Source organism: Aquilutibacter rugosus (genome assembly GCF_036541335.1).
GTDB classification, from domain to species: domain Bacteria; phylum Pseudomonadota; class Gammaproteobacteria; order Xanthomonadales; family Xanthomonadaceae; genus Aquilutibacter; species Aquilutibacter rugosus.
In genome coordinates this window covers 600,090-626,446 of record NZ_JAZHBO010000002.1, presented here as the reverse complement: position 1 = coordinate 626,446, position 26,357 = coordinate 600,090, and the positions used below count along the sequence as shown (strand labels likewise).

Sequence of the window (26,357 nt, the reverse complement as noted above, 5' to 3'; positions counted from 1 at the left end):
GCCCAAAGATTCCATGAAAACCACCAGCGAAATCCGCAGCGACTTTCTTAATTTCTTCCGCGAGCGCGGGCACACGATTGTGCCTTCCGCACCGCTGATTCCCGCCAATGACCCGACCTTGCTGTTCACCAATTCGGGCATGGTGCAATTCAAGAACGTATTCCTGGGTTCCGAGAAACTCCCGTATGTCCGCGCGGCTGACGTGCAGCGCTGCCTTCGTGCGGGTGGGAAGCACAACGACTTGGATCAAGTCGGTTATACCGCCCGTCACCACACGTTCTTTGAGATGCTGGGCAACTGGTCGTTTGGCGACTATTTCAAGCGCGAGGCGATTGAGTGGGCGTGGGAACTGCTGACGGGCGTCTGGAAATTGCCTGCCGAGCGTCTGCTGGTCACTATCTATCACACCGATGACGAATCCTTCGACATCTGGAATCAGGTGATCGGACTGCCGGCCGAGCGCATCATCCGCATCGGCGATAACAAGGGGGCGCCGTTTGCATCGGACAACTTCTGGCAGATGGCCGATACCGGTCCTTGCGGTCCGTGCACCGAGATTTTCTACGACCACGGTGAACATATCGCTGGTGGCCCGCCGGGCTCGCCCGATGAAGACGGCGACCGATACATCGAAATCTGGAACAACGTGTTCATGCAGTTTGACCGTCAGCCCGACGGCACGCTGCTGCCACTGCCGGCACCATGTGTGGATACCGGCATGGGCCTGGAGCGTATCGCTGCAGTGCTGCAGGGCGTGCACGGCAACTATGACATTGACCTGTTTCGCGCCCTGATCGCCAAGGCAGCTGAACTGACCGGCACCACGGATCTCGACAACAAGTCCCTGCGCGTGATTGCCGATCACATCCGCGCCTGCTCGTTCCTGGTGGTTGATGGCATTCTGCCGAGCAACGAGGGCCGTGGCTACGTGCTGCGTCGAATCATCCGTCGTGCGCTGCGCCATGGCTACATGCTCGGCCAAAAGCGCCCGTTCTTCCATCAGCTGGTGCCGACACTGGTGTCACTGATGGGCGAGGCGTATCCGGAGCTGGCAGCCAAGCAAGATGCCGTCATGAGCGCACTCAAGACCGAGGAAGAGCGCTTTGCTGAAACGCTTGAATCGGGCATGAAGATTTTCGACGACATGGCCGCGGGTGCGCCTAACGGCGTGTTGGCCGGCGCCGATGCATTCAAGTTGTACGACACCTACGGATTCCCGCTCGACCTGACGCAGGACATCGCGCGTGAACGCAATCTCGAAATTGACGTCGCCGGTTTTGATGCCGCGATGCAAGAACAACGCAGCAAGGCTCGCGCGGCCGGCAAGTTCGGTGGTGGCGTCACGATCTCTGCAGAGCTGGCGGCAGCGTTGCAGCCGACGCAGTTCCTGGGCTACGAACAACTGTCTGCCTCTGACCTGACGGTCGTCGCGATTTTGCGCGATGGCCAGGAGGTCGATACCTTGAGCGAAGGCGAACAGGGCGTGATCATTCTCGACCGCACCCCGTTCTATGCCGAGAGCGGCGGCCAAATCGGCGATGCCGGTGTGTTGTCCGGTGGCGGCGTGCGCTTCGACACGGATGCGACGATCAAGCTGGCCGGCCAGTTCCATGGCCATTCGGGTCAGGTGACCGGCGGCGTGGTGCAAAAAGGCATGCAACTCAGTGCCGAAGTGGATACCGATCGCCGTCAGCGTGTGGTGCGCAATCACAGTGCCACCCATCTGATGCATGAGGCGCTTCGTCGAGTTCTGGGCGAACACGTCGTCCAAAAGGGCTCGCTGGTCGCTCCGGATCGTCTGCGTTTTGACTTCTCGCACAACCAGCCCGTCACGCGCGAGCAGATTGCGCAGGTGGAGCGCATCGTCAATGACGAAGTGCTCGCCAACACCGCCACCCAAGTCCGCCACATGACCATGAACGATGCCAAGGCCGCCGGCGCCATGGCCCTGTTTGGTGAAAAATACGGTGACGAAGTGCGCGTCCTGAATATCGGCAACCACAGCGTGGAGTTGTGCGGCGGTACCCACGTGCAGCGCACGGGTGACATCGGTCCGTTCCGTATCGTGCTCGAAGGCGGTGTCGCCAGTGGCGTGCGCCGCATCGAGGCAGTGACCGGTGAGTCGGCGTTAGATGCCTCGCGCACGGACCGTGAGGTGCTGTCACACGTTGCCAACCTGGTTGGCGGCCGCCCCGAGGAAAGCGCCGACAAGGTGCAGGCCTTGCTCGACAAGCTGAAGCAGCAAACCCGCGAGCTCGATGCGCTTAAGGCCAAGGCCGCCGCATCGGCTACTGCTGATCTGCCGTCGCAAGCCGTCGAGGTTAAGGGTGCCAAGGTGCTGGCCGTACGGATTGAAGGTGTCGAAGCCAAACCGCTGCGTGAGCTGATGGATCGCCTCAAAGATCAGATGGGCGAGGGCAGTGCCATCGTTCTGGCCTCTGCGATCGACGGCAAGGCATTGCTGGTCGCGGCCGTCACCGGTGCATTGAGCCAGCAGGTCAAGGCCGGCGACCTGCTGTCGGCTGTGGCCAAGCGCGTCAACGGCAAGGGCGGTGGTCGGGCTGATATGGCGCAGGGCGGGGGCGATGACATCCCCGAATTGCAGGCGGCGCTGGCCGATGTGGCAGCTTGGGTTGGCGAACGCCTGCCATAAAAGGCAGCAAACGCGCATTTAGCATGCAGATGAGGTTGCGGCCTCGTCTGCGTGTTAACCGCACGTTCTAACTTGGTCGCATGACGCGACCTACACTAGGGTGAAGGCCGGACCGGTCGTGTAGCCCTTCCAGGGATAGGAGATTCCAACCATGCTAATTCTGACTCGACGTGTCGGTGAAACACTGATGATCGGTGACGAGGTCACGGTCACCGTGCTGGGCGTCAAAGGCAATCAGGTACGCATCGGCATTACTGCACCTAAAGACGTAGCTGTCCACCGCGAAGAGATTTACCAGCGGATCCAGGGCGGCGAGCCGGATGCAGCTGCAGAAGGCATACCCGAATCGGGTACCGACGCGTGATCAACAACCCGGTGCAAGCCGGGTTTTGTTTTCTGTGCGTTTTTTGCTAGAATTTGCGTTCGGTTTCGGGGACTTGTCGCCGCAGCCGATATCAGACAACAAACCCGGGAACGTGCCCGAGAGGCCGAAGGGGCTCCCCTGCTAAGGGAGTATAGGGTCAAAAGCTCTATCGAGGGTTCGAATCCCTCCGTTTCCGCCAGTTGTTTTTCTGATAAAAATGCTTGACAGCCAAAAGCTCGTTCGGCATACTGTGCAACTCGATTACGCGCCCGTAGCTCAGCTGGATAGAGCACCAGGCTACGAACTTGGGGGTCGGAGGTTCGAATCCTTCCGGGCGCGCCAATCGACAAAGATACAAGCCACCGCAATTGCGGTGGCTTTTTCTTTGGCGGGCGCACCGGAAGATGATGAACCTCCGACGGAGGTTCGACGCCCGCACACGGAAGTGCGGGCGGGACAACAGCGCCGCCGTGCGGCGCGAGTTGCGCGTAGCGGGCGGCGCATGGATTGCGCCGCATCCGATCCTTCCGAATGCGATGTCGCCACAAACCGCCTACACTGTGTGGATCGGCGGCAATCGCTTCTAACCGAAGAACAGAAACACATGAAAACCCTTGGCTACGCAGCACAGTCCCCCACATCCGAACTCGGCCCCATCAGCTTTGAGCGCCGCGAACCGCAAGCCGGCGATGTAGTGATCGACATTCTTTATTGCGGCGTCTGTCACTCGGACATTCACTCCGCGCGCAACGAATGGGGTGGCGCCAAATATCCGCTCGTACCCGGTCACGAGATCATCGGTCGCGTGGCTTCGGTCGGCAACGACGTCACTAAGTTCAAGACGGGCGACCTGGTCGGCGTCGGCTGCATGGTCGATAGCTGCCGCCATTGCCAATCGTGTGACGACGGCTTCGAACAGTACTGCGAAAACGGTTTTTCCGGCACGTACAACAGCCCGGACAAGATCGGCGGTACGCCACACGCCTATACGCTAGGCGGCTATTCGAATCACATCACGGTCGAACAGCGCTTCGTCCTGAATGTTCCCGAGAATCTGGACCCGGCCGCCGCGGCACCGCTGCTGTGCGCAGGGATCACCACCTATTCGCCGCTCAAGCACTGGAAGGTTGGCCCCGGTCAGAAAGTCGGCGTTATTGGCCTTGGCGGTCTCGGGCATATGGGCGTCAAATTTTCCCATGCGATGGGCGCACATGTGGTGATGATTACGACCTCGCCGGAGAAGGGTGAGGATGCACGCAAGCTCGGCGCAGACGAAGTCCTGATCTCCAAAGACAAGGATGCGATGAAGGCCGCAGCGAGCAGCTTCGATTTCCTGTTGAACACGATTCCAGTCGGTCACAACACCGATCCCTACATGAATCTGCTCAAGCGCGATGGCACCATGGTGATCGTCGGCGCGATCGAGCCGCTCACACAAGTCAGCGGCATTCCCTTTATCTACAAGCGCCGCACAATGGCCGGCTCGCTAATTGGCGGGATCCCGGAAACTCAGGAAATGCTTGATTTCTGCGGCGAACACAACATCGTCTGCGATATCGAGACGATCGCCATGAAGGACATCAACGCCGCCTACGATCGCACAGTCAAGGGTGATGTGAAGTATCGTTTCGTCATTGACATGGCGACGCTCGAAGGCTAAACCCGACGTGCCGTCCGTGGCCTGAAAAAGTGCAGGCCACACACCCGACACGATTAAGCGAGGCCGGTGTCCTCTGATTCCTCGGAGTCAGAGGACACAATCGCTGCCAGCATCAGGTCGCCGGTGACGTTCAAGGTCGTGCGGCACATATCCAAAAAGCGATCGACACCAAGGATCAGGCCAATGCCCTCGGCCGGGACCCCGACCATGGTGCAGATCAGTGCAATGACCGGCAACGAACCCGCCGGCACACCCGCCGTGCCGATACCGCCGAGTACGCAGACAAACATCACGGTGAGCTGCTGCGTAAAGTTCAGGTCCACGCCAAAGAACTGCGCCAGGAACAGCACGGTCACGCCTTCAAACAGAGCCGTGCCATTCTGATTGGCTGTTGCACCCACCGTAAGCACAAAGCGTGCAATCTTCGGCGGTATCTTGAGTTCCGTTTCGGCAACATGCAGTGACACGGGCAGGGTGGCGTTGGATGAGGCAGTCGAGAAGGCCATGACCATCGCTTCGCGCACACCACGGAAGAACTTTGCCGGCGACCAGCCGCCAAGGAATTTCAGCATCAGCGAATACACGCCGAACATGTGGATGAGAATCGCGCCAACCACGACCAGCACGTAAGCTCCAAGCGTCGCCAGCAGGCCCCAGCCGAACAGTGCGGCCAGGTTGAACATAAAACAGAACACAGCGTAGGGCGCGAGACGAATCACGTAACCGATCAGTGTCATCGAAACTTCGAACAGACCGTGGATGGCGCTGAGTAAGGTCTCGGTATGTTTGCTGCGCGTGGAGACGAGACCGATGCCAAGGAACAGCGCAAAGAACATGACCGCAAGAATGGTATTGTCTGCAGCGGCCTTGAACACGTTGTCCGGCACAATCGCCAACAGCATATCAATGCCTTTGGGTTGTTCGGCCGTTGCGTTGACGATGTCCTTGGCGCGATCGGCCCCCTGTTCCAGCATCAACTGCGCCTTGGCAGGATCAATACCGGCGCCGGGCTTGAACAGGTTGACCATGCCCATGCCGAGCAACACCGCAATGCCCGATGCAACGACCGTGTAGCCCAAGGTGCGCCAACCGACGCGACCCAGCGAGCGAATGTCGCCCATCTCAGTGACGCCAATGATCAGCGCCGAGAACAGCAACGGCAGCACCAGCATGAAAATCAGGCGCAGGAACAGCGTGCCAAACGGTTGGGTGACGTTGTGCGTCAGCCATTGCACCCACGTCGCGTCGGAACCCGCACCGTAATAGGCGGCCAGACCGAGAGCGAGGCCGGCCAGAAAGCCAATGGCCATTTTCCAGTGCAGCGCGAGTTTTTCGGTGGGCTTGGCGGCGTTGGTCATATGCAGTCCTGCGGGGTAATTGCAAAAGTGTAACAGCGCCCGTTCAGTCAGCGCGTTAGTCTCGCCTTCGTAGGCCCCATTTCGAAGGCATCTCTAAAGCCGTACTCTATCGAATGGACAAACAGGGTTCGTACACTAGACAACTGTCCTTTTATTCAACGTTGCCGAGCCCATGACCCAACCCCAGTCCTTTGACCGCGCCGCCTTGTTGGACAGTGCGCACGGCAAATTGTTCGGAGAGGGAAATGCCCGTCTACCGGCGCCGCCCATGCTGATGTTTGACCGCATCACGCAGATCAGTGAGACCGGCGGCGAATTTGGCAAGGGGTTTATGCGGGCCGAGCTCGATATCACTCCCGACCTGTGGTTTTTTGATTGCCATTTCCCCGGCGATCCGGTGATGCCGGGTTGTCTGGGTCTCGATGCCATGTGGCAGCTGACCGGCTTCTATTTGCCGTGGCTGGGCGAAAAGGGCCGCGGTCGCGCCCTGGGTGTCGGCGAGGTGAAGTTCACCGGGCAAGTCCTGCCTTCGGCCAAGATGGTGGCTTATGAGATTGATGTCCGCCGCGTCCTGAAGGGCAAGTTGTCGCTGATCATCGCCAACGGGCGCACCTTGGTGGATGGCCGCGAGATTTACGTGGCCAAGGATCTGAAGGTCGGCCTGTTCACCTCGACGGAGTCGTTCTAATGGCACGGCGCGTGGTGGTGACCGGTATGGGCATTGTGTCCTGCCTGGGTAACGATCTGGATACGGTTTCCTCGGCATTGCGCGAATTGCGTTCGGGCATCAGCACCAATCCGGAGCAAGTTGAAATCGGCATGCGTTCGCATGTGGCAGGTATGCCGCAAGTCGATCTGCAGGCCACGATTGACCGCAAAAAGCTGCGCTTTATGGGCGAAGCGGCAGCGTACGCGTACTTGGCCATGGGCAGCGCCATTGAAGACGCCGGTCTTTCGCCCGAGCAAGTCAATGATCCGCGCACGGGCGTGATTGCCGGTTCCGGCGGCGCCTCGGCCGAGTACCAGGTCGAAACCGCAGATCTGATGCGCGAAAAGGGCGTTCGTAAAGTCGGTCCGTATCAGGTGCCGCGCACGATGTCGTCCACGGTCTCTGCCAATCTGGCGACTGGTTACGGCATTCGCGGCGTCAATTATTCGGTGGCGGCTGCCTGTGCTACCTCCGCGCATTGCATTGGGCTCGCAGCCGATCTGATTCGCCTGGGTCAGCAGGATATCGTTTTGGCCGGCGGCGGCGAGGAATTGCACTGGGCATTGAGCTGTCAGTTCGATGCCATGGGCGCCGTGTCGTCTGCATTCAATGATCGGCCGGCCGTGGCTTCGCGTCCTTACGATGCGGATCGCGACGGCTTTGTCATCGCCGGCGGCGCCGGCATGCTGGTGATCGAGGATTACGATCATGCAGTGGCTCGCGGTGCACGTATCTACGGCGAGCTCGTCGGCTACGGTGCCACCAGTGACGGTGCCGACATGGTCGCGCCAAGCGGAGAGGGTGCAGTGCGCGCCATGCGCATCGCCATGCAATCGCTCGATGTCCCGGTCGACTACATCAATACGCACGGCACCTCGACGCCCGTGGGCGATGTGACTGAACTGGGCGCCATTGCCGAAGTGTTTGGCGATGCCATCCCGCCGATTTCATCGACCAAGGCTTTGAGCGGTCACTCCCTGGGCGCAGCCTCGGTGCATGAAGCCATTTACTGCCTGCTGATGATGCGCGATGGCTTTATGGCCGGCTCGGCGCATATCGAGAATCTGGATCCGCGAGCCGAGGCATTTCCCATCTTGCGTGAGACCAGGCAGGCTCAGCTAAACTGCGTGCTCTCCAACAGTTTCGGTTTTGGTGGCACCAACGCGACGCTGGTGTTTAAGCGCGTTCAATAAAGCGCTGAGCAATGACGGCCGGTTTGGCCATCCAACCGAAGTGATCGGCGCGGACGCCCATGTCGGTGTCGTTTAGTAACTGAATTTCACGCGGTGCCGAGCTGAACTTGTTGACCAGAAACGCGGTGCTGTCGTAAGGCGCCAACCAGTCGTGTTCGGTCACCAGGGCCGTAACCGGCGCGGTGAATCGGGCCATGCCCAAATCGAGTGGCTGTTCGTAGCCCTTGGGCTGATAGTTTCCGGTACGCGCCGAGCGCGACCAGTCGGCCATCATCGAGCGCGCCTCGCTGCGGGCAAAACGCAACTGCTTGCCCGGGAAGTAACCGCGTATCCAACCCAGTAGCGGGAAGGCCACAACGGCACCCAGGATGCCCAGGTTGCGCGGGAACGCAAAGGCGCCGTGATAGGGTGCGCCCGAGCAGGCTAGCCATAGTCCGGCGTCAAACTCCTGCGAATGCAGGCCCGCGTAGCAGCAGGCCAACTGACCGCCAAGGCTATGACCGCCGATACGAGTCGGCAGATCCGGTGTGAACTCGCGCAGCACTTGGTGGGTGGCAGGGATGTCGAATTCCAGAATCTGCCGGTAGCGCCAATTGACGGCGCGCGACGCGCGTAAGGAGCTGGAACCTAAGCCGCGCCATTCGTGCAGATAGACGGCAATTCCGGCGCGGGCCAGTTCCTGAGCAAAGGGCAGGTAATTGCGCGCGGCCACACCCATTGCCGGCATCCACAACAGTGCCGAGCGCGGTTGCGGTGGGATGAGCGCGATGACATCCACCGCGTGTCCGTCTTCAGTGCGTACCGCAATGATCTGCGGCTCAATGACTGGCTTCATTACTAAATTAAATTCCGAGCACGTGCGTTGGTGAATCGCTCAGGCGATAACCGGCCTGCAAGGCCGCTTGTACGCGCGCAATGCCTGCAGCAACCGCAACATCCAACGGATCGCCCAATGCGATGTGCGCAGCAATGGCCGACGACAAGGTGCAACCCGTGCCATGCGCCTCAAACGGCAGGCGCGCATGACGATACGAGACCGTCATTGTCGCCGTGTGCAGGATGTCGACAATCTCGGCACTGCCTTCGAGATGGCCACCTTTGAGCAACACGGCTTGGGCGCCCAGTTCAACTAAGGCCGCGGCTGCATCGGGTAGATCCGATGCATATGACAGTTTGCGGCCGAGCAGGATTTCGGCCTCGGGCAGGTTGGGAGTGATCAGTGCAGCACGCGGAATCAGTCGTTCGCGCAGCACGCTTACCGTATCGCGTTCCAGCAGCGTGGCGCCGCTGGTGGCTACCATCACCGGATCCAGTACGATCGGCACCTGCGGGCGGCGATCCAGCGCATCGGCGACCGTGTTGGCGGTGACGGTATCGGCCAACATGCCGATCTTGATCGCGCGGATGTCGAACTCGTCAAAGACTGCATCCAACTGTGCATGAATCAGTGATGGTGTCGTGATGCCCACCGCTGTGACCCCGCGCAGATTCTGTGCAGTGAGTGCCGTGATCGCACACAGACCATGGACGCCAACGGCGCGAAACGTCTTGAGATCAGCCTGGATGCCGGCACCACCGCCGGAATCGGAACCGGCGATGGTTAGAGCGCATGGCCGCGGCGTCGGGTCTAAACGCAAACCGGTCATAGCGTCTCGGAGGCAAAATCCGCCAGTCGCGAACGTTCGCCGCGACGCAAGGTCACGTGAGCCGAATGCTCCCACTGCTTAAAGCGATCGACCACATAGGTCAGACCCGATGTGGTTTCGGTCAGGTACGGGGAGTCAATCTGTTCCACGTTGCCCATGCAGATGATCTTGGTGCCGGGGCCGGCGCGGGTAATCAGCGTCTTCATTTGTTTGGGCGTGAGGTTCTGCGCTTCGTCAAGAATCAGCCAGCGTGACAGAAACGTGCGGCCACGCATAAAGTTCAGCGAGCGGATCTTGATGCGCGAGGCCAGCAGATCGTTGGTGGCCTGGCGACCCCAGTTACCGCCATCCTGATTTGCGGTCAGCACCTCGAGGTTGTCGGTCAGTGCGCCCATCCACGGCGTCATTTTTTCTTCTTCGGTGCCCGGCAGGAAACCGATGTCTTCGCCCACGTTGACCGTGGCGCGCGTCATGACGATCTCGCGATAACGTTGCTGATCCAATGCCTGAGCAAGACCGGCAGCGAGTGCGAGCAAGGTCTTGCCGGTACCGGCAGTACCCAGCAGCGTGACGATGTCGATCTCCGGATCCATCAGTACATTCAGTGCAAAATTCTGCTCGCGGTTGCGCGCAGTAATGCCCCAGACCGCATGTTGCATGTGACGGTAATCATCAACAATCTGCGTGACGATGGTCTCGTCCTTGACCTTGACGACCCGCATCTCCGATTCCTCATCACCGGGAAGGTACAGGAACTGATTCGGGAACCACTCGATTTCCGGCAGCTTGTTGAACTCGTACAGGGTGCGGCCTTTGTCCGTCCATGAGCGCAACTGCGCGCCAACGCGCTCCCAGAAATCCGGAGGCAATTCGGTCGAGCCGGTATAGAGCAGGGCAAAGTCATCGAGCGCCCGATCGTTTTCGTAGTCTTCGGATGCAATGCCGGCAATCGTGGCTTTGATCCGCAGATTGATATCTTTGGAGATAAAAACGATTTCTTCGCCCGGACGGTCCTCCTGCAGCGAAAGAATCGCAGAGAGAATCTGGTTGTCCGGCATGACTTTGCCGAACCGCGCGTTGGCCTCGAAATTGCGGGTCTGAAACAGAAGGCGACCACGGCCTTCGTCAAGCTCACGCAAGCGCAGGCCGTCGGGATGCATCAGCTTGACGCCGGCCTCGAGATCCGCCGTACCACCGGCCTTTTCAATCAGCTCATTGAGAAAACGGCTAACCTGCCGGGCGTTGCGCGAGCCTTCGGACGTTCCTTTCTTATTGTTATCGAGTTCTTCGATCACCTGCATCGGCAGGAACACGTCATGTTCGTGAAACTTGAACAGGGCCGTGGGGTCGTGCATCAGCACGTTGGTATCAAGGACGTAAATGCGCTTGCCTTTGGTCATGCGGTCAGTTCCTGCCCGTGTGTGAGATGTAGCGGAGAGAGTTCTACTGCAAATCAGCCGGCACGATCAGCACGGATTGCATCCAGTACTTCCTGTGCGTGGCCTTTTACTTTGACACCGCGCCACTCGCGCCTGAGCTTGCCGTCCGGACCGAACAGAAAAGTCGAACGCACAACGCCCAGCACCTTGCGGCCATACATGTTTTTTTCGTGGATTACATCAAAGGCCTTGCACAAAGCCTCTTCGGGATCGCTTAGCAGGTCGAAGCGCAGTTCCTGCCTGGTACGGAAATTTTCATGGGATTTCACGGAATCGCGTGAAACACCGACGATGGTGGCGCCTTCGGCTGCAAACTCATCGAGCAGCGCGTTGAAGTCGCGGCTTTCGGTGGTGCATCCGGGCGTGCTGTCTTTGGGATAGAAATAGATCACTGCGTATTGGCCCTTGAGATCGGGCAGGGCAATGCGTTGCTCGCCGGTGGCATCCACCGTGAGCTTGGGGAGAGAAGAGCCGAGTTTCATAGGTCAGAACTTAATCGGATCAAGAATGGCGTCCAGATTCATGCGGTCGCTGAAATCCAGAAAGTCATCGCGTAAGGCCGCGATATGGGTATCACTGGGGATGCCGATCGTCAGCTGAGCCGAGAACATATCGGCGCCGGTCTGCATGGCCTGATAGCGCGAACATGCGACGGATTCCAGGGCGATACCCTGGCCTTCGAAGAAATCGGCGAGCGCCAGCAGAATGCCCGGACGGTCAGCTGCGACCACCTCGACCATGTACGGCAACAGATTGCTGAGCTTGCTCTGCGAATCCGTGCGATGCGCATGGATCTGCAGTCCGTCCTCGCGAGCGAGTCGGCTTAACATGGTCTCGAGCTTGGCGATAGCATCCCAGGGGCCGCTAGCCCGCGCGCTGACCACGATGTCGCCGCCCAGAGTGCTCAACCGTGCATCCTCTAGATTGCAGCCGCTATCCGTAATCCGGCGCGCCAGACGTAACAGCGGGGAGTCGGGATGCTTGCTGAACGAGTGAATCAGCAGGTGGTGCGTGTTATTGCCGGGACGGTTGGCAGGGTCTAAATCGGTCAACGGATGGGGCCTAGTAGGTGAAATCGGCGATGTTCAGTGCCGATGGCTTTATTCAATCACAATTCCCTGCATTCTGTCGCCCTTTCCGAGCCTATTGACTAAGGTGTCGAAGGCACTGCGATCCGTCGCATTTTTCCGTTACCATGGAGAAATCCTTCTCTAATTCAGAAATGAACCGCATGGCTTTGCGCATCACCGGCTGCATCACCGCTCTCGCGACTCCCTTTGAGGCCGATGGCGAACTCGATACCGATGCGTGGCGCCGCGTGCTGGACCGTCAACTCGACGGTGGGGTCGAGGGTCTGGTCGTTGCCGGGTCCACCGGCGAGGCCGCCTCGCTGTTTGAACCCGAATACGATGCGATCTTGCGCCTTGCGGTAGAGCGGGTCGCAGGTCGCGTTCCGGTCCTGGCCGGCACCGGCCTGAGCAACACCCAAAAAACCATTGAACTGACCCGTCGCGTGCGTGCCCTGGGTGCCGATGCAGCCTTGGTTGTCACGCCGCCCTATGTGCGTCCGACCACGGACGGACTGATTGCGCATTACCGCGCGATCGCCGATGACAATGCCTTGCCGATTGTGCTGTACAACGTCCCCAGCCGCACCGGTGTGGATATGGATATTGCTGCAGTCGAGGCTTTGCATTCGCATCCCAATATCATCGGCATTAAAGAGGCGCGCAGTGATTCCCCACGCATGTCAGCGCTGCTGCGACTCCGCTCGCCCAACTTTGCCATTCTGAGCGGTGACGATCCGACTGCCGGTCGCGCCATGCTGGCCGGCGCCGATGGTCTGATTTCGGTCGGCTCCAACGTCGCCCCGCGCTCGTTCCGCCGTCTTTGCGATCTGTCGCGCGCCCGTCGCAGCGGCGATTCGCAGGCGCTCGATCAGGCCATGGCCGATCTGTACGATTTCCTCGGCATTGAGCCCAATCCTATTCCCGTAAAGGCGCTGTTACATCAGCAAGGTATAGGCTACGGTTTGCGTCTGCCGCTCACGTCGCTGTCGCCTGAATATGCCAACACCATGCGGCAAGTGGCAGAACAGGTGGAGTCGCTCGAATCGCAAGCCTTGCGTGCAGGCTCCATTTAAGCCCTATCGACATTCTTTTCACCTCAGATTTCCCGGAGTTTCACCCCATGCGTCAAACCGCCTCCATTGCCCGCGCTGCTGCCGTTCTGACCGTTCTGGCCTCAGTGACTGTGGCCTCCGGCTGTTCCTGGTTCAATGGCCGCGGCAATGGCTATACCCAAAATCCGCGCCCGCTCGAAATACCGCCGGAGCTCGTCAGCAGTACGCCGAACACCGCCGGTCCGGTATTGGCTTCAGGCCAAACCACGCTGCAAGGCTTTCAGTCCACCGGCACCCGCGCCGATGTCTTTAAGCGCCTGACTACCGTGTTGGCCAAGGTGCCCGGCACCGTGATCAAGTCCAGCTCGGAACTGATCGGCGTGCAGGAAATCGAATACAAGGGCACCGCATTACTGGTGCGTGTGACGGAGTCCAATGGCACGTCGACTGTAAGCGTCGTCGATCCGCGCGGTCAGGCCAATAATGCCCCGATCATCTCCGAATTCATTGCGACGCTGAAAGCCGCGATGTAAATCGCGATGGGATACAAGAACGCCGGCAACTAAGCCGGCGTTTTTATTTACACGTTCGGGTTGCCGACATCAATATCGGCCGAGATGCGCATCTCGCGCAGCGGCCGGACACGGGCCACGCTCTCCGAATAGAGCGGATGCGCCTTGTATGCAGCCAGCGCTTCGTGATCGCGAAACTCACCGTACACCACGATATCCACTTCATCGGACCACGGGTCCACTTTGGTGTTGCGCACGACCTCAAGACGGTCAGCGTGCGGGATATCCTTGAGGATGCTCAGGCCCTCGACCACCGCATCAAGGCGCGACGGGTCGGTGACGTTAAAGAAGACGATGTGACGAATCATAGGACGAACTCAGACAAGGGCTCAGCGCTGGAGCAAGGGCAGCTTGTCAGGCTTGCCATCCCACTCGGCAGCATCAGGTAAGGGGTCTTTGCGCACGGTCAGAACAGGCCAATCTTTAGACAGATCGGCATTCAGCTGCACGAAGTGTTCCTGACCGGCCGGCACATCGAACTCGGGATAGATGGCATTGGCCGGGCACTCCGGCTCGCACAGGGTGCAGTCGATGCACTCATCCGGGTCGATCACCAGGAAGTTGGGGCCTTCATGGAAGCAATCGACCGGGCACACCTCGACACAGTCGGTGTACTTACATTTGATGCAGTTTTCGGTGACGACGAATGGCATGGGCGGTGATCGTTAGGGTGCGCGGAGCAAAATGTTAGTATATCGCAATGCCCACGCACCGCCATGACGCCGAACCCCTGATTATTCCGCGTGACGCGCACAATGTGTCGCGTCGCGAGATCAGTGCCAATGCCTTAAAGGTGCTGTACAAGCTGCACAACGCAGGCTACGAGGCGTACCTCGTCGGTGGCGCCGTCCGCGATCTGCTGGTGGACGGACACCCCAAGGATTTCGATATTGCGTGCAACGCCACGCCGGAACAGGTCAAGCATCTGTTCCGTAACTGCCGGCTGATTGGACGCCGCTTTCGCCTGGCGCACGTGGTCTTCGGCCGCGACATTATCGAGGTCGCCACCTTCCGCGGCAACGAGGATGACGGTAGCGGTGACAGGCATGTCGGTCAGGATGGCCGCGTGGTGCGTGACAACATTTACGGCACGGTCGATGACGATGCATGGCGCCGCGATTTCACGGCTAACGCCTTGTACTATTCCATCGCTGATTTCTCGATTCGCGACGACGTCAACGGCTTCGAGGACATTCGCAATCGCGTGCTACGCCTGATCGGCGACCCGGTCACCCGCTACCGCGAAGATCCGGTGCGCATGCTCCGCGCAGTGCGTCTGGCGGCCAAGCTGGGCTTCACGATTGAGCCCGACACGGCAGCGCCGATTCCCGAGCTGGCGCCCTTGCTGGCCGACGTGTCACCGGCACGCCTGTACGAAGAAACCAAGAAAATGTTCCTGGCCGGCCACGCGGTGGCCTCGTTTGAGGGCCTGGAACGTTATGACCTGCTGCGCTGGCTGTTCCCCGGTACGGCCAAGGCACTGGCCCGCAATGCCAACGGCTCGCTGCGTCGCATGCTGATGCAGGGTCTGGCCAATACCGATGTGCGGGTACGCAACGGCGACAGCGTCGCACCGTATTTCCTGTTTGCAGTGTTGATGTGGCCCGAGTTTTGCCTCGAATTCGGTCGTCTCGCGCACGGCGGCATGGGCGTTCCCGACGCACAGCGTCGAGCTGCGGATCGCGTCGTGGTGCAGCAGCTCAGCCGCGTTGCCATTCCCCGCCGCGACACCCTGCCAATGCAGGAGGTGTGGCTGATGCAGGAGCGCCTGCGCACTCGTCAGCGCCGTCGCGTCTCGCGCTTGCTGACACATCCCCGTTTTCGTGCGGCTTACGATTTCCTGCAGTTGCGGCTCTCGGCCTCCGAGGAGCACCGTGCCGATGTCGACTTCTGGACTCAGGCGCAGCAGCTGCCGGCCGATGCGCTAGACGCCATGTTGGCCAACGGCAACGAGAGAGCCAAGCGCAAGGATCGCTGACGCGTGACTGCAGACCCGACGCCGGCGGTCACAGCCTATATCGGCTTGGGCGGCAATGTGGGCGATGTGCGCAGCACATTTGTGCAGGCTCTCGCGCAGATGCGCGTGTGGCCGCTGAGCTCCGTCATCGGCGTCTCCTCTGTGTACCGAACCCCGCCATGGGGTGGCGTAGAGCAAGACGATTACCTGAATGCTGTAGTTGCGCTGCTGACACAGTTGAAGCCCGAGTCCTTGCATTCCCGCATGCTTGATCTGGAGCGGATTCATGGCCGTGATCGCGAGCAGGAGACGCGCTGGGGACCGCGAACTCTGGATCTGGATCTACTGTTGTACGGTAGCGAACAAATTCATACTGAAACGCTGCAGGTCCCGCACCCGCGTATGACCGAGCGTGCCTTCGTAATGGTGCCGCTGCTGGAGATCGCACCTGAAATTGTGATCCCCGGTCACGATTCCGTCACCCGTATCGGCGGACAATGGCAGACGCAAGACCTTTCAATTTCGGGTATTTTGGAGACCGATGGACACTGAACAACAAGCGGCAACGCGCCGCCCGTGGACGGTTCCCATGCTGGCTGAAGCCAAGCACAAGGGCCGCAAGCTAACCATGCTGACCGCCTACGATGCCAGCTTCGGACGCGCTATGGATCGGGCCGGTCTGGATCTGATCCTGATCGGTGATTCGTTGGGAATGGTCATGCAGGGTCATGACAGCACCTTGCCGGTGACGGTGGATCAGATCGAATACCACACGGCCTGTGTCGCCAAGGCGGCCTTCAACTCTCTGATCGTCGCGGATCTGCCGTTCCAGGCCGATGCCGATCCGGACCGCGCATTGCAGGCATCGACGCGGTTCCTGCAGGCCGGAGCCAAGATGATCAAACTCGAGGGCGCCGGCTTCAAATGCGACATCATTCGCTATCTCAGCGAGCGCGAGATTCCCATTTGTTCTCATCTAGGTCTGACGCCGCAGTCGGTGTTGCGTTTTGGCGGTTACAAAGTGCAAGGTCGCGATGAGGCCGCTGCCGCTGCACTGATGCAACAGGCTAAGGATGTGGAGCAGGCCGGTGCTGACATGCTGGTGCTGGAGTGTGTGCCCAGTGCGCTTGCCGCGGAGATCACCAGGACCCTAAAGATCCCGACAATCGGCATCGGCGCCGGTCCCGATTGCGATGGCCAGGTGCTGGTTCTGCATGACATGTTGGGCATGGATTCGGGCCACCGCCGTCCGCGCTTCGTTAAGGATTTTCTGGCTGTTGGCGGCTCGATTGAAGGCGCCATTGCCGCCTATATCGAAGCCGTGCAAAGCGGTGATTTTCCGGCGCCGGAACATGGCTACGCATGAGCATCACAGAAATCCGTGAATTGTCGGCCCTGCGTGAGGCTGTCGGCGCTGTGAAAGCGCGCGGCCAACGGGTGGCCTTCGTGCCGACCATGGGCAATCTACATGCCGGCCATTTCTCGCTGATTGAGCTGGCGCGGCAAAATGCGGATTTTGTGGTCGCTTCGATCTTTGTGAACCCGACGCAGTTCGGTCCGAACGAGGACTTTGATCGCTATCCGCGTACGCCCGATGCCGATGTGCAGGGTCTGAGCGCTGCCGGCTGCGATGCAGTCTGGATGCCCAACGTAGCGACCATGTACCCCATGGGCGTTGAGCGTGCCGTGCAGATGCGCGTGCCCGTGATTACCGAAACGCTGGATGGCGCCCATCGCCCCGGTCATTTCGATGGCGTGGCCACCGTCGTGTGTCGCCTGTTCAATCAGGTCCGGCCGGACGTGGCGATCTTCGGACGTAAGGATTACCAGCAGTTGGCGGTGATTCGTGCCATGGTCCGTGATCTGGCCATGCCGATTGAAATCATCGGTGCGCCGACGCGTCGCGAAGACAGCGGTTTGGCACTGAGCTCGCGCAACCAGTACCTCAGCGCCGAGCAACGTAGTACGGCGACTCTGATTTCTCAGATGCTGCAGACGATGGAGCAGGGCCTGCGGGCCGGGGAGTCGATCGAGGCGGTTCAGGACAATGCGGTAAAATGCCTGCAGCAAGCCGGGTTTGACGTGGATTACGCCGTGGTGCGCCAGCCGGACCTGACCGAGGTGGCAAGTGTTGCCGCCGGCCAATCCGTTGTTGCGCTGATTGCGGTCCGTCTGGGTACAACCCGCCTGATTGATAATTCCGAATTCACTCTGTAAAGCATCATGCAACTGACCCTACTCAAAGCCAAGATTCACCGTGCCACCGTGACCCACGCCGAGCTGCATTACGAGGGCTCGTGTGCGATCGACTCGCGTCTGCTTGAGATCAGCGGCATTCTCGAGAACGAGATGGTGCACATCTACAACATCAACTCGGGTCATCGGTTTTCGACCTATGCCATTCGGGCCGAAGAGGGTTCGGGCATCATCTCGGTTAACGGCGCTGCCGCACATTGTGCAAAGCCAGGTGATCTGGTGATCATCTGTGCGTACGGTCAATGCGATGAGACCGAAGCCAAGACCTACACGCCGACCTTGGTGTACGTGGACCGCAAGAACGGTCTGACCCACACCAATCATTCGATCAGCGAACAGCGCGCTCAGTAATTTTCTACCCGGGAGGGAACCCGCATGTCCGATCAGAGTCCGGTAGCCATTGCGCGCCCCGCCAGCTCCGTTGCGGAGCTCAATCATGCGGACCCGACCCGCGCTGCACGTTTTGATATCGCCGGTCCGTGCGGCCTGGCTGCCAATTTCTCGCGCCAACGCTACGACGATGCGGCCGTCGATCAATTGTTTGCACTGGCCGCATCCTACAATTTCGGTGCGGCTCTGCAGCGGCAAATGGGTGGTGAGATTGTCAACCCGACCGAGCAGCGCGCCGCTTTGCATACGGCTTTGCGTGGTCAACCCGTGCATACCAAGGTCGCTGATGCGGCCTTCGCTCAGGCGCAGCAGGCTCGCGTGCAGATGCGCGCCCTGTACGAACAGCTGGCCGGCAGCGACGTCACGGATATCGTCAGTATCGGTATCGGCGGCTCGGACTTGGGTCCGCGTTTAGCGGTCGATGCGCTGGCGGCAGAGCAGGCCGATCGGCGCTTTCGCGTGCACTTTGTGTCCAATGTCGATGGCGCTGCAATGGGCCGTCTACTACCGACGCTGGACCCTGCGCGCACCGCCATCCTGCTGATCTCGAAAACCTTTACGACGCAGGAAACCTTGCTCAATGGCGAGATTGCCTGTGCGTGGTTGCAGGCGCCCGAGCGCACCTTTGCCATTACGACCAACGCCAGTGGTGCTGCCGAACGATTTGGCATTGCCTCCGAGCGCGTTCTGCCGATGTGGGATTGGGTCGGTGGCCGGTATTCGATGTGGTCTGCCGTTGGCTTGCCGGTACTGCTGGCGATCGGTCCCGATGGATTTGATCAGCTGCTCGAAGGCGCCGCGGCTATGGACAAGCACGCGCTCGAATCCGAGCCGCGTTCCAATCTGACGTATTGGCATGCGCTGACGGCGGTCTACAATCGTGGCGTGTTGGGCCTGTGCTCGCACGCGGTATTGCCTTATGACGAACGGCTCAAACTGTTTCCGCCGTATCTGCAACAGCTGGTGATGGAAAGCTTGGGCAAGTCGGCGCAGCTTGACGGTTCGCCGGTCGTCGGCCAAACCGTTCCGGTGTGGTGGGGCGGTGCGGGTACGGACTCGCAGCATAGCTTCTTCCAGGCCCTGCATCAGGGTACGCAAGTCGAATCAATGGATCTGATCGGCGTGCTCAAGCCGGCTCACAATTACGCGACCAATCATCTGGCGCTACTGTCCAACCTGTTAGCGCAATCCGAAGCCTTTGCAAACGGTCAGGCCAGCACCGATCTGCATCGCAATTACGCGGGTAATCGTCCGAACACCGTCATCCGTTTGCCGTCACTGACGCCCGGTACGCTAGGTGCACTGATTGCACTGTACGAGCACAGCGTCTACCTGCAGTCGGTCGCGTGGAATATCAACCCGTTCGATCAGTTCGGTGTTGAGCTCGGCAAGCGCTTGGCTAACGGCATGTTGCCGGCACTGCGCGGTGAAACGGAGTCGAGCGATCCGGTTACGGCGTACTTAGTGAGTTCGATTCGGAACGTCTAAGCTGACGTTCGGCGATGGCCCATTGCACAGCCTCGCACACGATCTCATCACTGTCGTTTGCATGCGCGTGCAGTAGCGCATCGGTTTGCGTTTCATCAGTTGGCGCATTGCCCAGCGCAATGGCCAGGTTGCGACGCCAGCGCCGGTAGCCGCTTCTACGAATGGTGCTACCTTCCGTTCGCGTAAGAAACTCTTTTTCGGTCCACGCAAACAGGGAGCGCAGGTCGGCAGTGTCTAAGGCATTGCGGGCCGCAAAGTCCGGAACCTCGGTGCGCTGGGCGAACTTATTCCAGGGGCACACCAGCTGGCAGTCATCGCAGCCGAAAATGCGGTTGCCGATTGCGCGGCGGAATTCAGTGGGGATACTGCCTTCGTGCTCAATCGTCAGGTACGAAATGCAGCGGCGTGCATCGAGTCGGTACGGTGCGATGATGGCTTGCGTAGGGCACACATCAATACAGCGCGTGCACGTGCCGCAATGCGCCGTTGCAGGCGGATCGGCGGGCAGGGGCGCATCGAGAAAGATCTCGCCGAGGAAAAACCACGAGCCGCCATTGCGGTCAATCAGGCAGGTATGCTTGCCGATCCAGCCGAGTCCTGCATTGCGTGCGAGCGCGCGTTCCAGCACGGGCGCACTATCAACAAAAACACGAAATCCAAACGGTCCGATCAGCTCTGCGATCCGCTCGCTCAAACGCTGCAGGCGATTGCGCATGAGCTTGTGGTAGTCACGTCCCAGCGCATAGCGCGCCACATAGGCGCGATGCCCGTCGGCCAGGGTCTGCCATGCTTCATCGTCATCGCGACGACCGTAATCCAAACCGACGGAGATAACACTGACGGTGCCCGGTAGCAGTGCATCGGGATCGGAGCGCAGCTGTGCATGACGCTCCATCCATTCCATGTCGCCGTGATAGGACCGCTCGAGCCAGTCACGCAGATGGCCGGCATCAGTCTCGACGGCGATATCCGTGACGCCGAAATGAGTAAAGCCGGCCTCGCGGGCCAGCTGTTCGATGCGCTCGCGCAGTGGCAGTGATTCCGTCACGGTTGATTCGATTCTGCTAGGCAGTCCATAGGGCATTCATTATCATGCATGGGATGACATCTGCCCACGCCCCCGTCCGACTGCAACTTCCCGATGAATCGGCTACCCAGCGCCTGGGCCGGGCGATCGCGGCGCAGCTGGCGGAACGGCCTTCGGAACCTTTGCGCATTTGGCTCGAAGGCGATTTGGGCGCCGGCAAGAGCACCTTGGCTAGAGCCTGTCTGCGTGCTCTTGGCGTTGCCGGACCCATTAAGAGCCCGACCTACACCTTGGTCGAGCGATATCCGCTCGAAGGCGGTGCCGAGGCCTGGCATCTGGATCTGTACCGCATTGCCGACCCGGAAGAGCTCGATTATCTCGGACTCGACGAGGCGTCGGTTCGTCTGTGGCTGATCGAATGGCCGGAACGGGGGCGGGCGGAGCTAATCCCGCCAGACTTGCGCATTCGTCTTATTCAGACGCCTGGCGGGGCGCGCGAAGCGCTAATAAATGCAACAAATGACAAAACTGTGGATCTCATCACGAAACTTGCAGAAGAATTCCATTAAAACTGTCTGAACTAGAATTAAAAAAACTTGGCAAGTTGCGGAAAGTTAAAGGAAAATGGTTCCCGTAACTCCACCCCGATTCAGATTCAGTTGAGAATGGTAGCCATGCGCGTAAAAGCGATCACTGTCCAAAAAGTAGCCATGGGCGCCGCCTTGATCGGTGCCTTGGCCTGGAACTTGGCTGCAGCGAGTGAGTTGGGAGGCGTCCGGACCACGGTTGACGCCACCGGAACCCGTACGATTCTCGACTTAGACGCCACTACCCAGTATCAGATTCTCAAGTTGGCTAACCCCAACCGTCTGGTGGTGGATCTGACCGATACCGACATTCCCGCCAAAGCCGCATTGGTTCCCGGCGGGTGGGTCTCCGGTATTCGTACCGGCGTCACCGATACCGGTTCGCGTGTGGTGCTGGATCTCCAGGGCACCGCGTCCCGTGTCCGCTCCAAGATCGAAACCGTGGGCGGTCAACGCCGCCTGGTGCTGACCTTCCCGGGCCAAGGCGCGCAAGTCGCTGCCGTGACCGTTCCCAAGCCCGCATCCGTTTCCTCGGCAGCAAGCCTGCCCACCAAGGTCGAAGTGACCTCGGCGCCTGTCGCCGATACCGCACGTGATCGTGATCTCAATGCACTGATCTCTGATTTGGCGGGGCCATCGTCTAGTGGCACCGCTGTCGCATCTGCCGAACCCAAGGTGATGCCGGCCGCTGCCATGTCGCAGCCGCAAGCGCTGCTCAACGGCGCCTCGAGTAATTCTGCCGTGACGATCGCTACGGGTGTGCCAACGCGTCGCGCTACCGGTGTCCCGACGGCGCTGACGGCCAAGGGTGCTGCGGCGCTGAAGGCCGGCGTCGCTGTGAATCCCCCGCGTTCTACGCCGGCACCGGCCGCGGTTACGCGTCCCACCTCCGCTGCAGGTGCCGTGCAAAGTGTTTCCGAATTGCGCGGAGAACGTCTGAATCGCGGTGAGCGTAAATTGGTTGTGGCCATTGATGCCGGCCATGGCGGTCAGGATCCGGGTGCCCGAGGTCTGAACGGCACGCGCGAAAAAGATGTGACCTTGCAGATCGCCCGTGAACTGGCACGTCAGGTGAATGCGACGCCCGGCATGCGCGCTGTGCTGACTCGCGATAGTGATTTTTTTGTTGAGCTGCCGGATCGTCCGCGTATCGCACGTCGCGCCGGGGCCGACATCTTTGTGTCGATTCACGCCGATGCGGCCGAAAATCGCCGGGCCGACGGGTCGTCGGTCTACGTGCTGTCGACGCGCGGTGCTTCTTCGCAGCGTGCCCGGTGGCTGGCCGACAAGGAAAACGCTGCGGACATGATGGGCGGTGTCAAACTCGCGCAAGCCAGCAACAGCTTGGCCAATGTTCTGATTGACCTGACGCAATCGGGTCACATGCGCGCCTCCGAGGATGCAGCCAACAATGTGCTGGCCGGTCTGAAGCGCGTGGGCAACATTCATAAGTACAACGTCGAGAAGGCCAACTTTGCGGTGTTGCGCGGTTCGGACATGCCGTCCATGCTGGTCGAAACAGCGTTTATTTCGAACCCCGACGAAGAACAGCGTCTGCTCGATCCGGCCTTCCAGCGTCGTATTGCAGGTGCAGTACTCGATGGCGTGCATACCTATTTCTCGCGATTGGCGCCCCCCGGCACCATTTATGCTAGCTTGGCCGATGAAGAAGCCGGCCCGACAGGCGGCAGTGACTGATTTTTGAGTGCCGATTCAAGCCTTACCTGATCATTTAATCAACCAAATTGCTGCGGGCGAGGTCGTCGAACGACCCGCGTCCGTCGTCAAGGAGCTGGTTGAAAATGCCGTGGATGCGGGTGCGACCCGTATTGAAATCGAACTAGAAGAAGGCGGTGTCCGCCGCATTCGCGTGCGTGATAACGGCAGTGGTATCGAGCCCGCCGAAGTGCCGTTGGCTTTGTCGCGCCATGCCACCAGCAAGATTGGCAGCCTGGACGATCTGGAGTCGGTGCTGACCATGGGCTTCCGTGGTGAGGCCCTGCCTTCGATCGCGTCTGTCAGTCGTCTGTCACTGACCTCACGCACTGCCGAGCGGGAACATGCGCACCGTGTCGAGCTTGAGGGTGGGCGAGTCGTTTCCGAATCACCGCATCCGCATCCGCCGGGCACAACCATTGAAGTGCGTGACCTGTTCTTTAACATTCCCGCGCGCCGTAAGTTTCTGAAGGCCGAACGCACGGAGCTCGGCCATATCGAGGAATGGCTGCGTCAGCTTGCGCTGGCACGTCCCGATATTGATGTGCGCGTCAGTCATAACGGCAAAATATTGCGTCGCTGGAATCGCCAGGACGATCTGCTCTCCACGCGCCGTCTCGATGAAACTCTGGGCGAAGCGTTTGTCGCCAATGCCATGCGCATCGAGGCCGATGCGGTTGGTATTGCCTTGTCCGGCTGGATTGCACGGCCGACCTACAATCGCGCTGCAGCCGATCAGCAATACCTGTTCGTCAATGGTCGTGCCATTCGTGACCGTTCCGTGGCCCATGCAGTACGAAGAGCCTACGGTGACGTTCTGTTTCATGGCCGCCACCCGGCCTACGTGCTGTTCGTGACAATCGATCCGCGGCGGGTCGACGTCAACGTGCATCCGGCCAAGCACGAAGTGCGCTTCCGCGACGCGCGTTTTGTCCATGATTTCGTTTATCGCACCGTTGCCGATGCCTTGCGTGAGACACGCCCCGGCGCGCAGGCCGATCTGAACGCGCCTACTAGCGGCTATCTCAGTGGCTCCGGCAGCAATACGCCCCCCGCCGCGTCGACACCAACCTCATTCCGCGATTGGCGCCCGGCGCCGTCCAGTCTGCCGCTACGTGCGCCGACACTCGACACGTCCGCCGCACTACAGGCACAGCTGTACACCACTGGCAGCACTTCGACCGTTACACCTTCTGCGATCGCAGATTCGTCGCTTCAATCCGACGACGACATTCCACCGCTCGGTTATGCCATCGCGCAGCTGCATGGCATCTACATTCTGAGTCAGACGCGCGAAGGCATGATCATTGTTGATATGCATGCGGCGCACGAACGCATCGTCTATGAGCGCCTGAAAGACGCAATGGACCGCGACGGGATTCGCGCGCAACCTTTGCTCGTGCCGTTGACGCTATCCGTGGCAGAGCGTGAGGCCGATGCCGTAGAAGCCGGTAGTGCCGCGTTCGAGGCCCTGGGTTTCGAGTTGCGTCGCAGTGGGCCTTTGAGTCTGCAGGTGCGTTCGGTGCCGGTGCTGTTAGCCGACGGCAATGTCGAAGCCCTGGTACGCGACGTGTTGGGCGACTGGCTCGAACATGGTGACCTGCAGCGCATTGAGAATACGCGCAATGATCTGCTCGCCACGATGGCATGCCACGGTTCGGTCCGCGCCAACCGACGTCTGACCGTCCCTGAGATGAACGCGCTGCTACGCGATATGGAAGTCACCGCTCGCTCCGATCAGTGCAACCACGGCCGACCGACATGGACCGCTGTGACTCTGGCGGATATGGATCGCTGGTTCCTGCGGGGACGATGACGTGCGCCGAACGGTCGTTCGCCTTGCGCTGTTAGCGGCCGTCTTGTGCAGCGCCGCAGCGTGGTCAGCTGAGCGCGCCATCATCCCGATTCTTTATCAGGTCAGCGATGCCGATAGCTCACTGTACATCCTCGGCTCCATCCATCAGTTGCGTCCTGAGGACTCGAAGTTGCCCACCGTCGTGCAGCAGATTGCCGACCGTAGCAGTCGCATCTACTTTGAACTCTCGCCCGAGGAACTCGCGGACTCATCGCATCGCTTGCCCGAACTGCTGCAAACCATGGGCTTTACGCACGATGGCAGCCGTCTGACGGACTTGCTGTCGGCCGAAGATGGCGCGCTCTTGCGCACCCGCATGCAGTCAACCGGAATCCCGGAGGCGCAATGGCAGCACATGCGTCCGTGGTTGGCGGCATTGATGCTCGAACTTGACACGCTAAAGGCATTGCGGCTGGAGTCGCAGAATGGCGTGGATCTGCAGTTAGCGCGCAAGGTCAAGGAGAGTCCACGCGAGCAGGTGGGACTGGAAACCTTACGCGATCAGTTAAGCGTGCTTGCGGATACAGCGGAAGACGCGCAGCTGGCCAATCTGGTGGAATCGCTGCGACGTCCGGCGCTGTCCAAAGCCGCCGACGCCAACGATGCCGAAGTCATCCTGCAGGCGTGGCTGCGCGGCGACGTCCGGGCACTCATCCGCGTCGAACGAAAGATGAAACGCCAGTTCCCGCGACAGCATGCAACGCTGATCGTGGAACGCAATCGTCGTTGGCTACCGCAGTTGGAGTCGGACCTGCGCGCACGACGTTCAGGCCACGCCATGGTCGTGGTAGGCGCCTTGCATGTCATTGGTCCAAGCGGCATTGTGCGGCTGCTGCAGCAGCGCGGTTACCGAGTGCGACGCGTTACGGACTTGGCGTCCGTGAACTCAGTGACGGCGACGGCGACGGCTGCGGCGCAGGTATCAGCTCAATGCAATCCACAGGACATGCCGGCACGCACAACTCGCACCCTGTGCACAGCGCTTCCAAAACCACGTGCATGGCCTTCGCGCCGCCGATTATCGCGTCCACAGGACACGCCGTAATGCACTTGGTGCAGCCGATGCAGTCGGACTCTATGACGCGGGCTAAGGGCGGTGTCGCCTGATACGGTCCCAACTCACGGTCATACGGCACGAAGGCTGTTCCTAAGGCCGCAGCAAGCAGCGCAGCCCCGGCGTCGCCGCCAGGAGGGCACCGGTCAGTGCCGGCTTGCCCTGCGGCCATCGCCTCTGCGTACGGACGGCAGCCCGAGTATCCGCATTGTCCGCACTGCGTTTGCGGCAACAGACGATCGAGGCGCTCAGTGCGTCCTGCTAATGACTGGTCGGCGGATAGCATGCGCGTTGCCGGATTAGCCGAGTAT

At 60.0% G+C, this 26,357-nt stretch carries 26 protein-coding genes, 2 tRNA genes and 1 pseudogene; 19 read left to right on the top strand and 10 right to left on the bottom strand.

What is annotated here, in order from left to right; genetic code table 11:
* The first annotated feature begins 13 nt into the window (after positions 1-13).
* The 5 genes from alaS to V3390_RS08175 all read left to right on the top strand — a co-directional run bounded on the left by alaS (position 14) and on the right by V3390_RS08175 (position 4,677).
* A complete protein-coding gene (alaS, locus tag V3390_RS08195; protein WP_331704062.1) occupies positions 14-2,653 on the top strand; it encodes an alanine--tRNA ligase in 2,640 nt (879 codons plus the stop codon).
* A gap of 151 nt (positions 2,654-2,804) precedes the next feature.
* Positions 2,805-3,017, top strand: a complete 213-nt coding sequence (gene csrA, locus V3390_RS08190; protein WP_331688816.1) for a carbon storage regulator CsrA — start codon at positions 2,805-2,807, stop codon at positions 3,015-3,017.
* Positions 3,018-3,123: 106 nt separating this feature from the next.
* Positions 3,124-3,216 (top strand) — tRNA-Ser (locus V3390_RS08185).
* A 66-nt stretch (positions 3,217-3,282) separates the two neighbouring features.
* Positions 3,283-3,359 (top strand) — tRNA-Arg (locus V3390_RS08180).
* A gap of 262 nt (positions 3,360-3,621) precedes the next feature.
* A complete protein-coding gene (locus V3390_RS08175) occupies positions 3,622-4,677 on the top strand; it encodes an NAD(P)-dependent alcohol dehydrogenase (protein WP_331688815.1) in 1,056 nt (351 codons plus the stop codon).
* Between the two features lie 53 nt (positions 4,678-4,730).
* Here the strand turns inward: V3390_RS08175 and V3390_RS08170 are convergent, their stop codons facing one another.
* Positions 4,731-6,035, bottom strand: coding sequence for a dicarboxylate/amino acid:cation symporter (locus V3390_RS08170; RefSeq protein WP_331704061.1), 1,305 nt, complete (start codon positions 6,033-6,035; stop codon positions 4,731-4,733).
* A gap of 172 nt (positions 6,036-6,207) precedes the next feature.
* On the opposite strand from V3390_RS08170, the gene fabA reads away from it, so the two are divergent.
* Positions 6,208-6,723, top strand: coding sequence for a bifunctional 3-hydroxydecanoyl-ACP dehydratase/trans-2-decenoyl-ACP isomerase (gene fabA, locus V3390_RS08165; RefSeq protein ID WP_331688813.1), 516 nt, complete (start codon positions 6,208-6,210; stop codon positions 6,721-6,723).
* A complete protein-coding gene (gene fabB / locus V3390_RS08160; RefSeq protein WP_331704060.1) occupies positions 6,723-7,937 on the top strand; it encodes a beta-ketoacyl-ACP synthase I in 1,215 nt (404 codons plus the stop codon). Before fabA ends, fabB begins: the two co-directional genes overlap by 1 nt.
* Here fabB and V3390_RS08155 read toward each other — a convergent pair.
* Genes V3390_RS08155 through V3390_RS08135 form a run of 5 tightly spaced genes read right to left on the bottom strand, consistent with a single transcriptional unit; the run spans position 7,921 to position 12,098 of the window.
* On the bottom strand, positions 7,921-8,772 hold the full coding sequence (locus V3390_RS08155) for an alpha/beta hydrolase family protein (RefSeq protein WP_331704059.1): 852 nt from the start codon (positions 8,770-8,772) through the stop codon (positions 7,921-7,923). The two genes, fabB and V3390_RS08155, sit on opposite strands and share 17 nt — an antisense overlap.
* Before the next feature lie 7 nt (positions 8,773-8,779).
* Positions 8,780-9,583, bottom strand: coding sequence for a bifunctional hydroxymethylpyrimidine kinase/phosphomethylpyrimidine kinase (gene thiD, locus V3390_RS08150; RefSeq protein WP_331704058.1), 804 nt, complete (start codon positions 9,581-9,583; stop codon positions 8,780-8,782).
* Complete coding sequence (locus V3390_RS08145; protein WP_331704057.1) at positions 9,580-10,983, bottom strand: PhoH family protein; 1,404 nt, start codon at positions 10,981-10,983, stop codon at positions 9,580-9,582. The genes thiD and V3390_RS08145 overlap by 4 nt, the downstream gene beginning before the upstream one ends.
* 53 nt (positions 10,984-11,036) lie before the next feature.
* Positions 11,037-11,504 (bottom strand): peroxiredoxin, encoded by a 468-nt coding sequence (locus V3390_RS08140; RefSeq protein ID WP_331688808.1) that lies wholly within the window; start codon positions 11,502-11,504, stop codon positions 11,037-11,039.
* Positions 11,505-11,507: 3 nt separating this feature from the next.
* Positions 11,508-12,098: a glycine cleavage system transcriptional repressor gene (locus V3390_RS08135; protein ID WP_406805113.1), complete on the bottom strand. Its 591-nt coding sequence runs from the start codon at positions 12,096-12,098 to the stop codon at positions 11,508-11,510.
* Positions 12,099-12,259: 161 nt separating this feature from the next.
* On the opposite strand from V3390_RS08135, the gene dapA reads away from it, so the two are divergent.
* Positions 12,260-13,165, top strand: a complete 906-nt coding sequence (gene dapA, locus V3390_RS08130) for a 4-hydroxy-tetrahydrodipicolinate synthase (protein ID WP_331704338.1) — start codon at positions 12,260-12,262, stop codon at positions 13,163-13,165.
* A 47-nt stretch (positions 13,166-13,212) separates the two neighbouring features.
* On the top strand, positions 13,213-13,677 hold the full coding sequence (locus V3390_RS08125; protein WP_331704056.1) for a hypothetical protein: 465 nt from the start codon (positions 13,213-13,215) through the stop codon (positions 13,675-13,677).
* A 47-nt stretch (positions 13,678-13,724) separates the two neighbouring features.
* Here the strand turns inward: V3390_RS08125 and V3390_RS08120 are convergent, their stop codons facing one another.
* Positions 13,725-14,024 (bottom strand): Dabb family protein, encoded by a 300-nt coding sequence (locus V3390_RS08120; protein WP_331704055.1) that lies wholly within the window; start codon positions 14,022-14,024, stop codon positions 13,725-13,727.
* A gap of 21 nt (positions 14,025-14,045) precedes the next feature.
* Complete coding sequence (fdxA, locus tag V3390_RS08115) at positions 14,046-14,369, bottom strand: ferredoxin FdxA (protein ID WP_331704054.1); 324 nt, start codon at positions 14,367-14,369, stop codon at positions 14,046-14,048.
* A 47-nt stretch (positions 14,370-14,416) separates the two neighbouring features.
* Between fdxA and pcnB the strand changes: the two genes are divergently transcribed.
* The 6 genes from pcnB to pgi are packed head-to-tail and all read left to right on the top strand — an operon-like array spanning position 14,417 to position 19,807.
* Complete coding sequence (gene pcnB / locus V3390_RS08110; RefSeq protein ID WP_331688803.1) at positions 14,417-15,694, top strand: polynucleotide adenylyltransferase PcnB; 1,278 nt, start codon at positions 14,417-14,419, stop codon at positions 15,692-15,694.
* A gap of 3 nt (positions 15,695-15,697) precedes the next feature.
* Entirely contained in the window at positions 15,698-16,225 is a 528-nt protein-coding gene (folK, locus tag V3390_RS08105; RefSeq protein WP_331704053.1) for a 2-amino-4-hydroxy-6-hydroxymethyldihydropteridine diphosphokinase, read from the top strand.
* Positions 16,215-17,039 carry a 3-methyl-2-oxobutanoate hydroxymethyltransferase gene (gene panB, locus V3390_RS08100; RefSeq protein WP_331688801.1) on the top strand — a complete coding sequence of 275 codons (825 nt, stop codon included), beginning with the start codon at positions 16,215-16,217 and terminating at the stop codon, positions 17,037-17,039. The genes folK and panB overlap by 11 nt, the downstream gene beginning before the upstream one ends.
* On the top strand, positions 17,036-17,890 hold the full coding sequence (panC, locus tag V3390_RS08095; RefSeq protein WP_331704052.1) for a pantoate--beta-alanine ligase: 855 nt from the start codon (positions 17,036-17,038) through the stop codon (positions 17,888-17,890). The genes panB and panC overlap by 4 nt, the downstream gene beginning before the upstream one ends.
* Positions 17,891-17,896: 6 nt before the next feature.
* A complete protein-coding gene (gene panD, locus V3390_RS08090; RefSeq protein WP_331704051.1) occupies positions 17,897-18,280 on the top strand; it encodes an aspartate 1-decarboxylase in 384 nt (127 codons plus the stop codon).
* A 24-nt stretch (positions 18,281-18,304) separates the two neighbouring features.
* On the top strand, positions 18,305-19,807 hold the full coding sequence (gene pgi, locus V3390_RS08085; protein ID WP_331704050.1) for a glucose-6-phosphate isomerase: 1,503 nt from the start codon (positions 18,305-18,307) through the stop codon (positions 19,805-19,807).
* On the opposite strand, the gene queG is transcribed toward pgi, so the two are convergent.
* A complete protein-coding gene (queG, locus tag V3390_RS08080) occupies positions 19,770-20,891 on the bottom strand; it encodes a tRNA epoxyqueuosine(34) reductase QueG (RefSeq protein ID WP_425493028.1) in 1,122 nt (373 codons plus the stop codon). The two genes, pgi and queG, sit on opposite strands and share 38 nt — an antisense overlap.
* Positions 20,892-20,908: 17 nt before the next feature.
* Between queG and tsaE the strand changes: the two genes are divergently transcribed.
* From tsaE to V3390_RS08060, 4 genes and pseudogenes are all read left to right on the top strand, one after another.
* Positions 20,909-21,403 (top strand): tRNA (adenosine(37)-N6)-threonylcarbamoyltransferase complex ATPase subunit type 1 TsaE, encoded by a 495-nt coding sequence (gene tsaE / locus V3390_RS08075; protein WP_331704048.1) that lies wholly within the window; start codon positions 20,909-20,911, stop codon positions 21,401-21,403.
* Positions 21,404-21,544: 141 nt separating this feature from the next.
* The gene (locus V3390_RS08070; protein WP_331704047.1) at positions 21,545-23,119 is read left to right on the top strand and encodes an N-acetylmuramoyl-L-alanine amidase; all 1,575 of its coding nucleotides are present in this window, start codon (positions 21,545-21,547) and stop codon (positions 23,117-23,119) included.
* 7 nt (positions 23,120-23,126) lie between these two features.
* The gene (gene mutL / locus V3390_RS08065) at positions 23,127-24,953 is read left to right on the top strand and encodes a DNA mismatch repair endonuclease MutL (RefSeq protein ID WP_331704046.1); all 1,827 of its coding nucleotides are present in this window, start codon (positions 23,127-23,129) and stop codon (positions 24,951-24,953) included.
* Between the two features lies 1 nt (position 24,954).
* A pseudogene (locus tag V3390_RS08060) lies at positions 24,955-25,842 on the top strand (TraB/GumN family protein); the annotation flags it as partial.
* Positions 25,843-25,855: 13 nt separating this feature from the next.
* Here the strand turns inward: V3390_RS08060 and V3390_RS08055 are convergent.
* Positions 25,856-26,332, bottom strand: coding sequence for an RnfABCDGE type electron transport complex subunit B (locus tag V3390_RS08055; protein WP_331688793.1), 477 nt, complete (start codon positions 26,330-26,332; stop codon positions 25,856-25,858).
* Positions 26,333-26,357 lie beyond the last annotated feature (25 nt).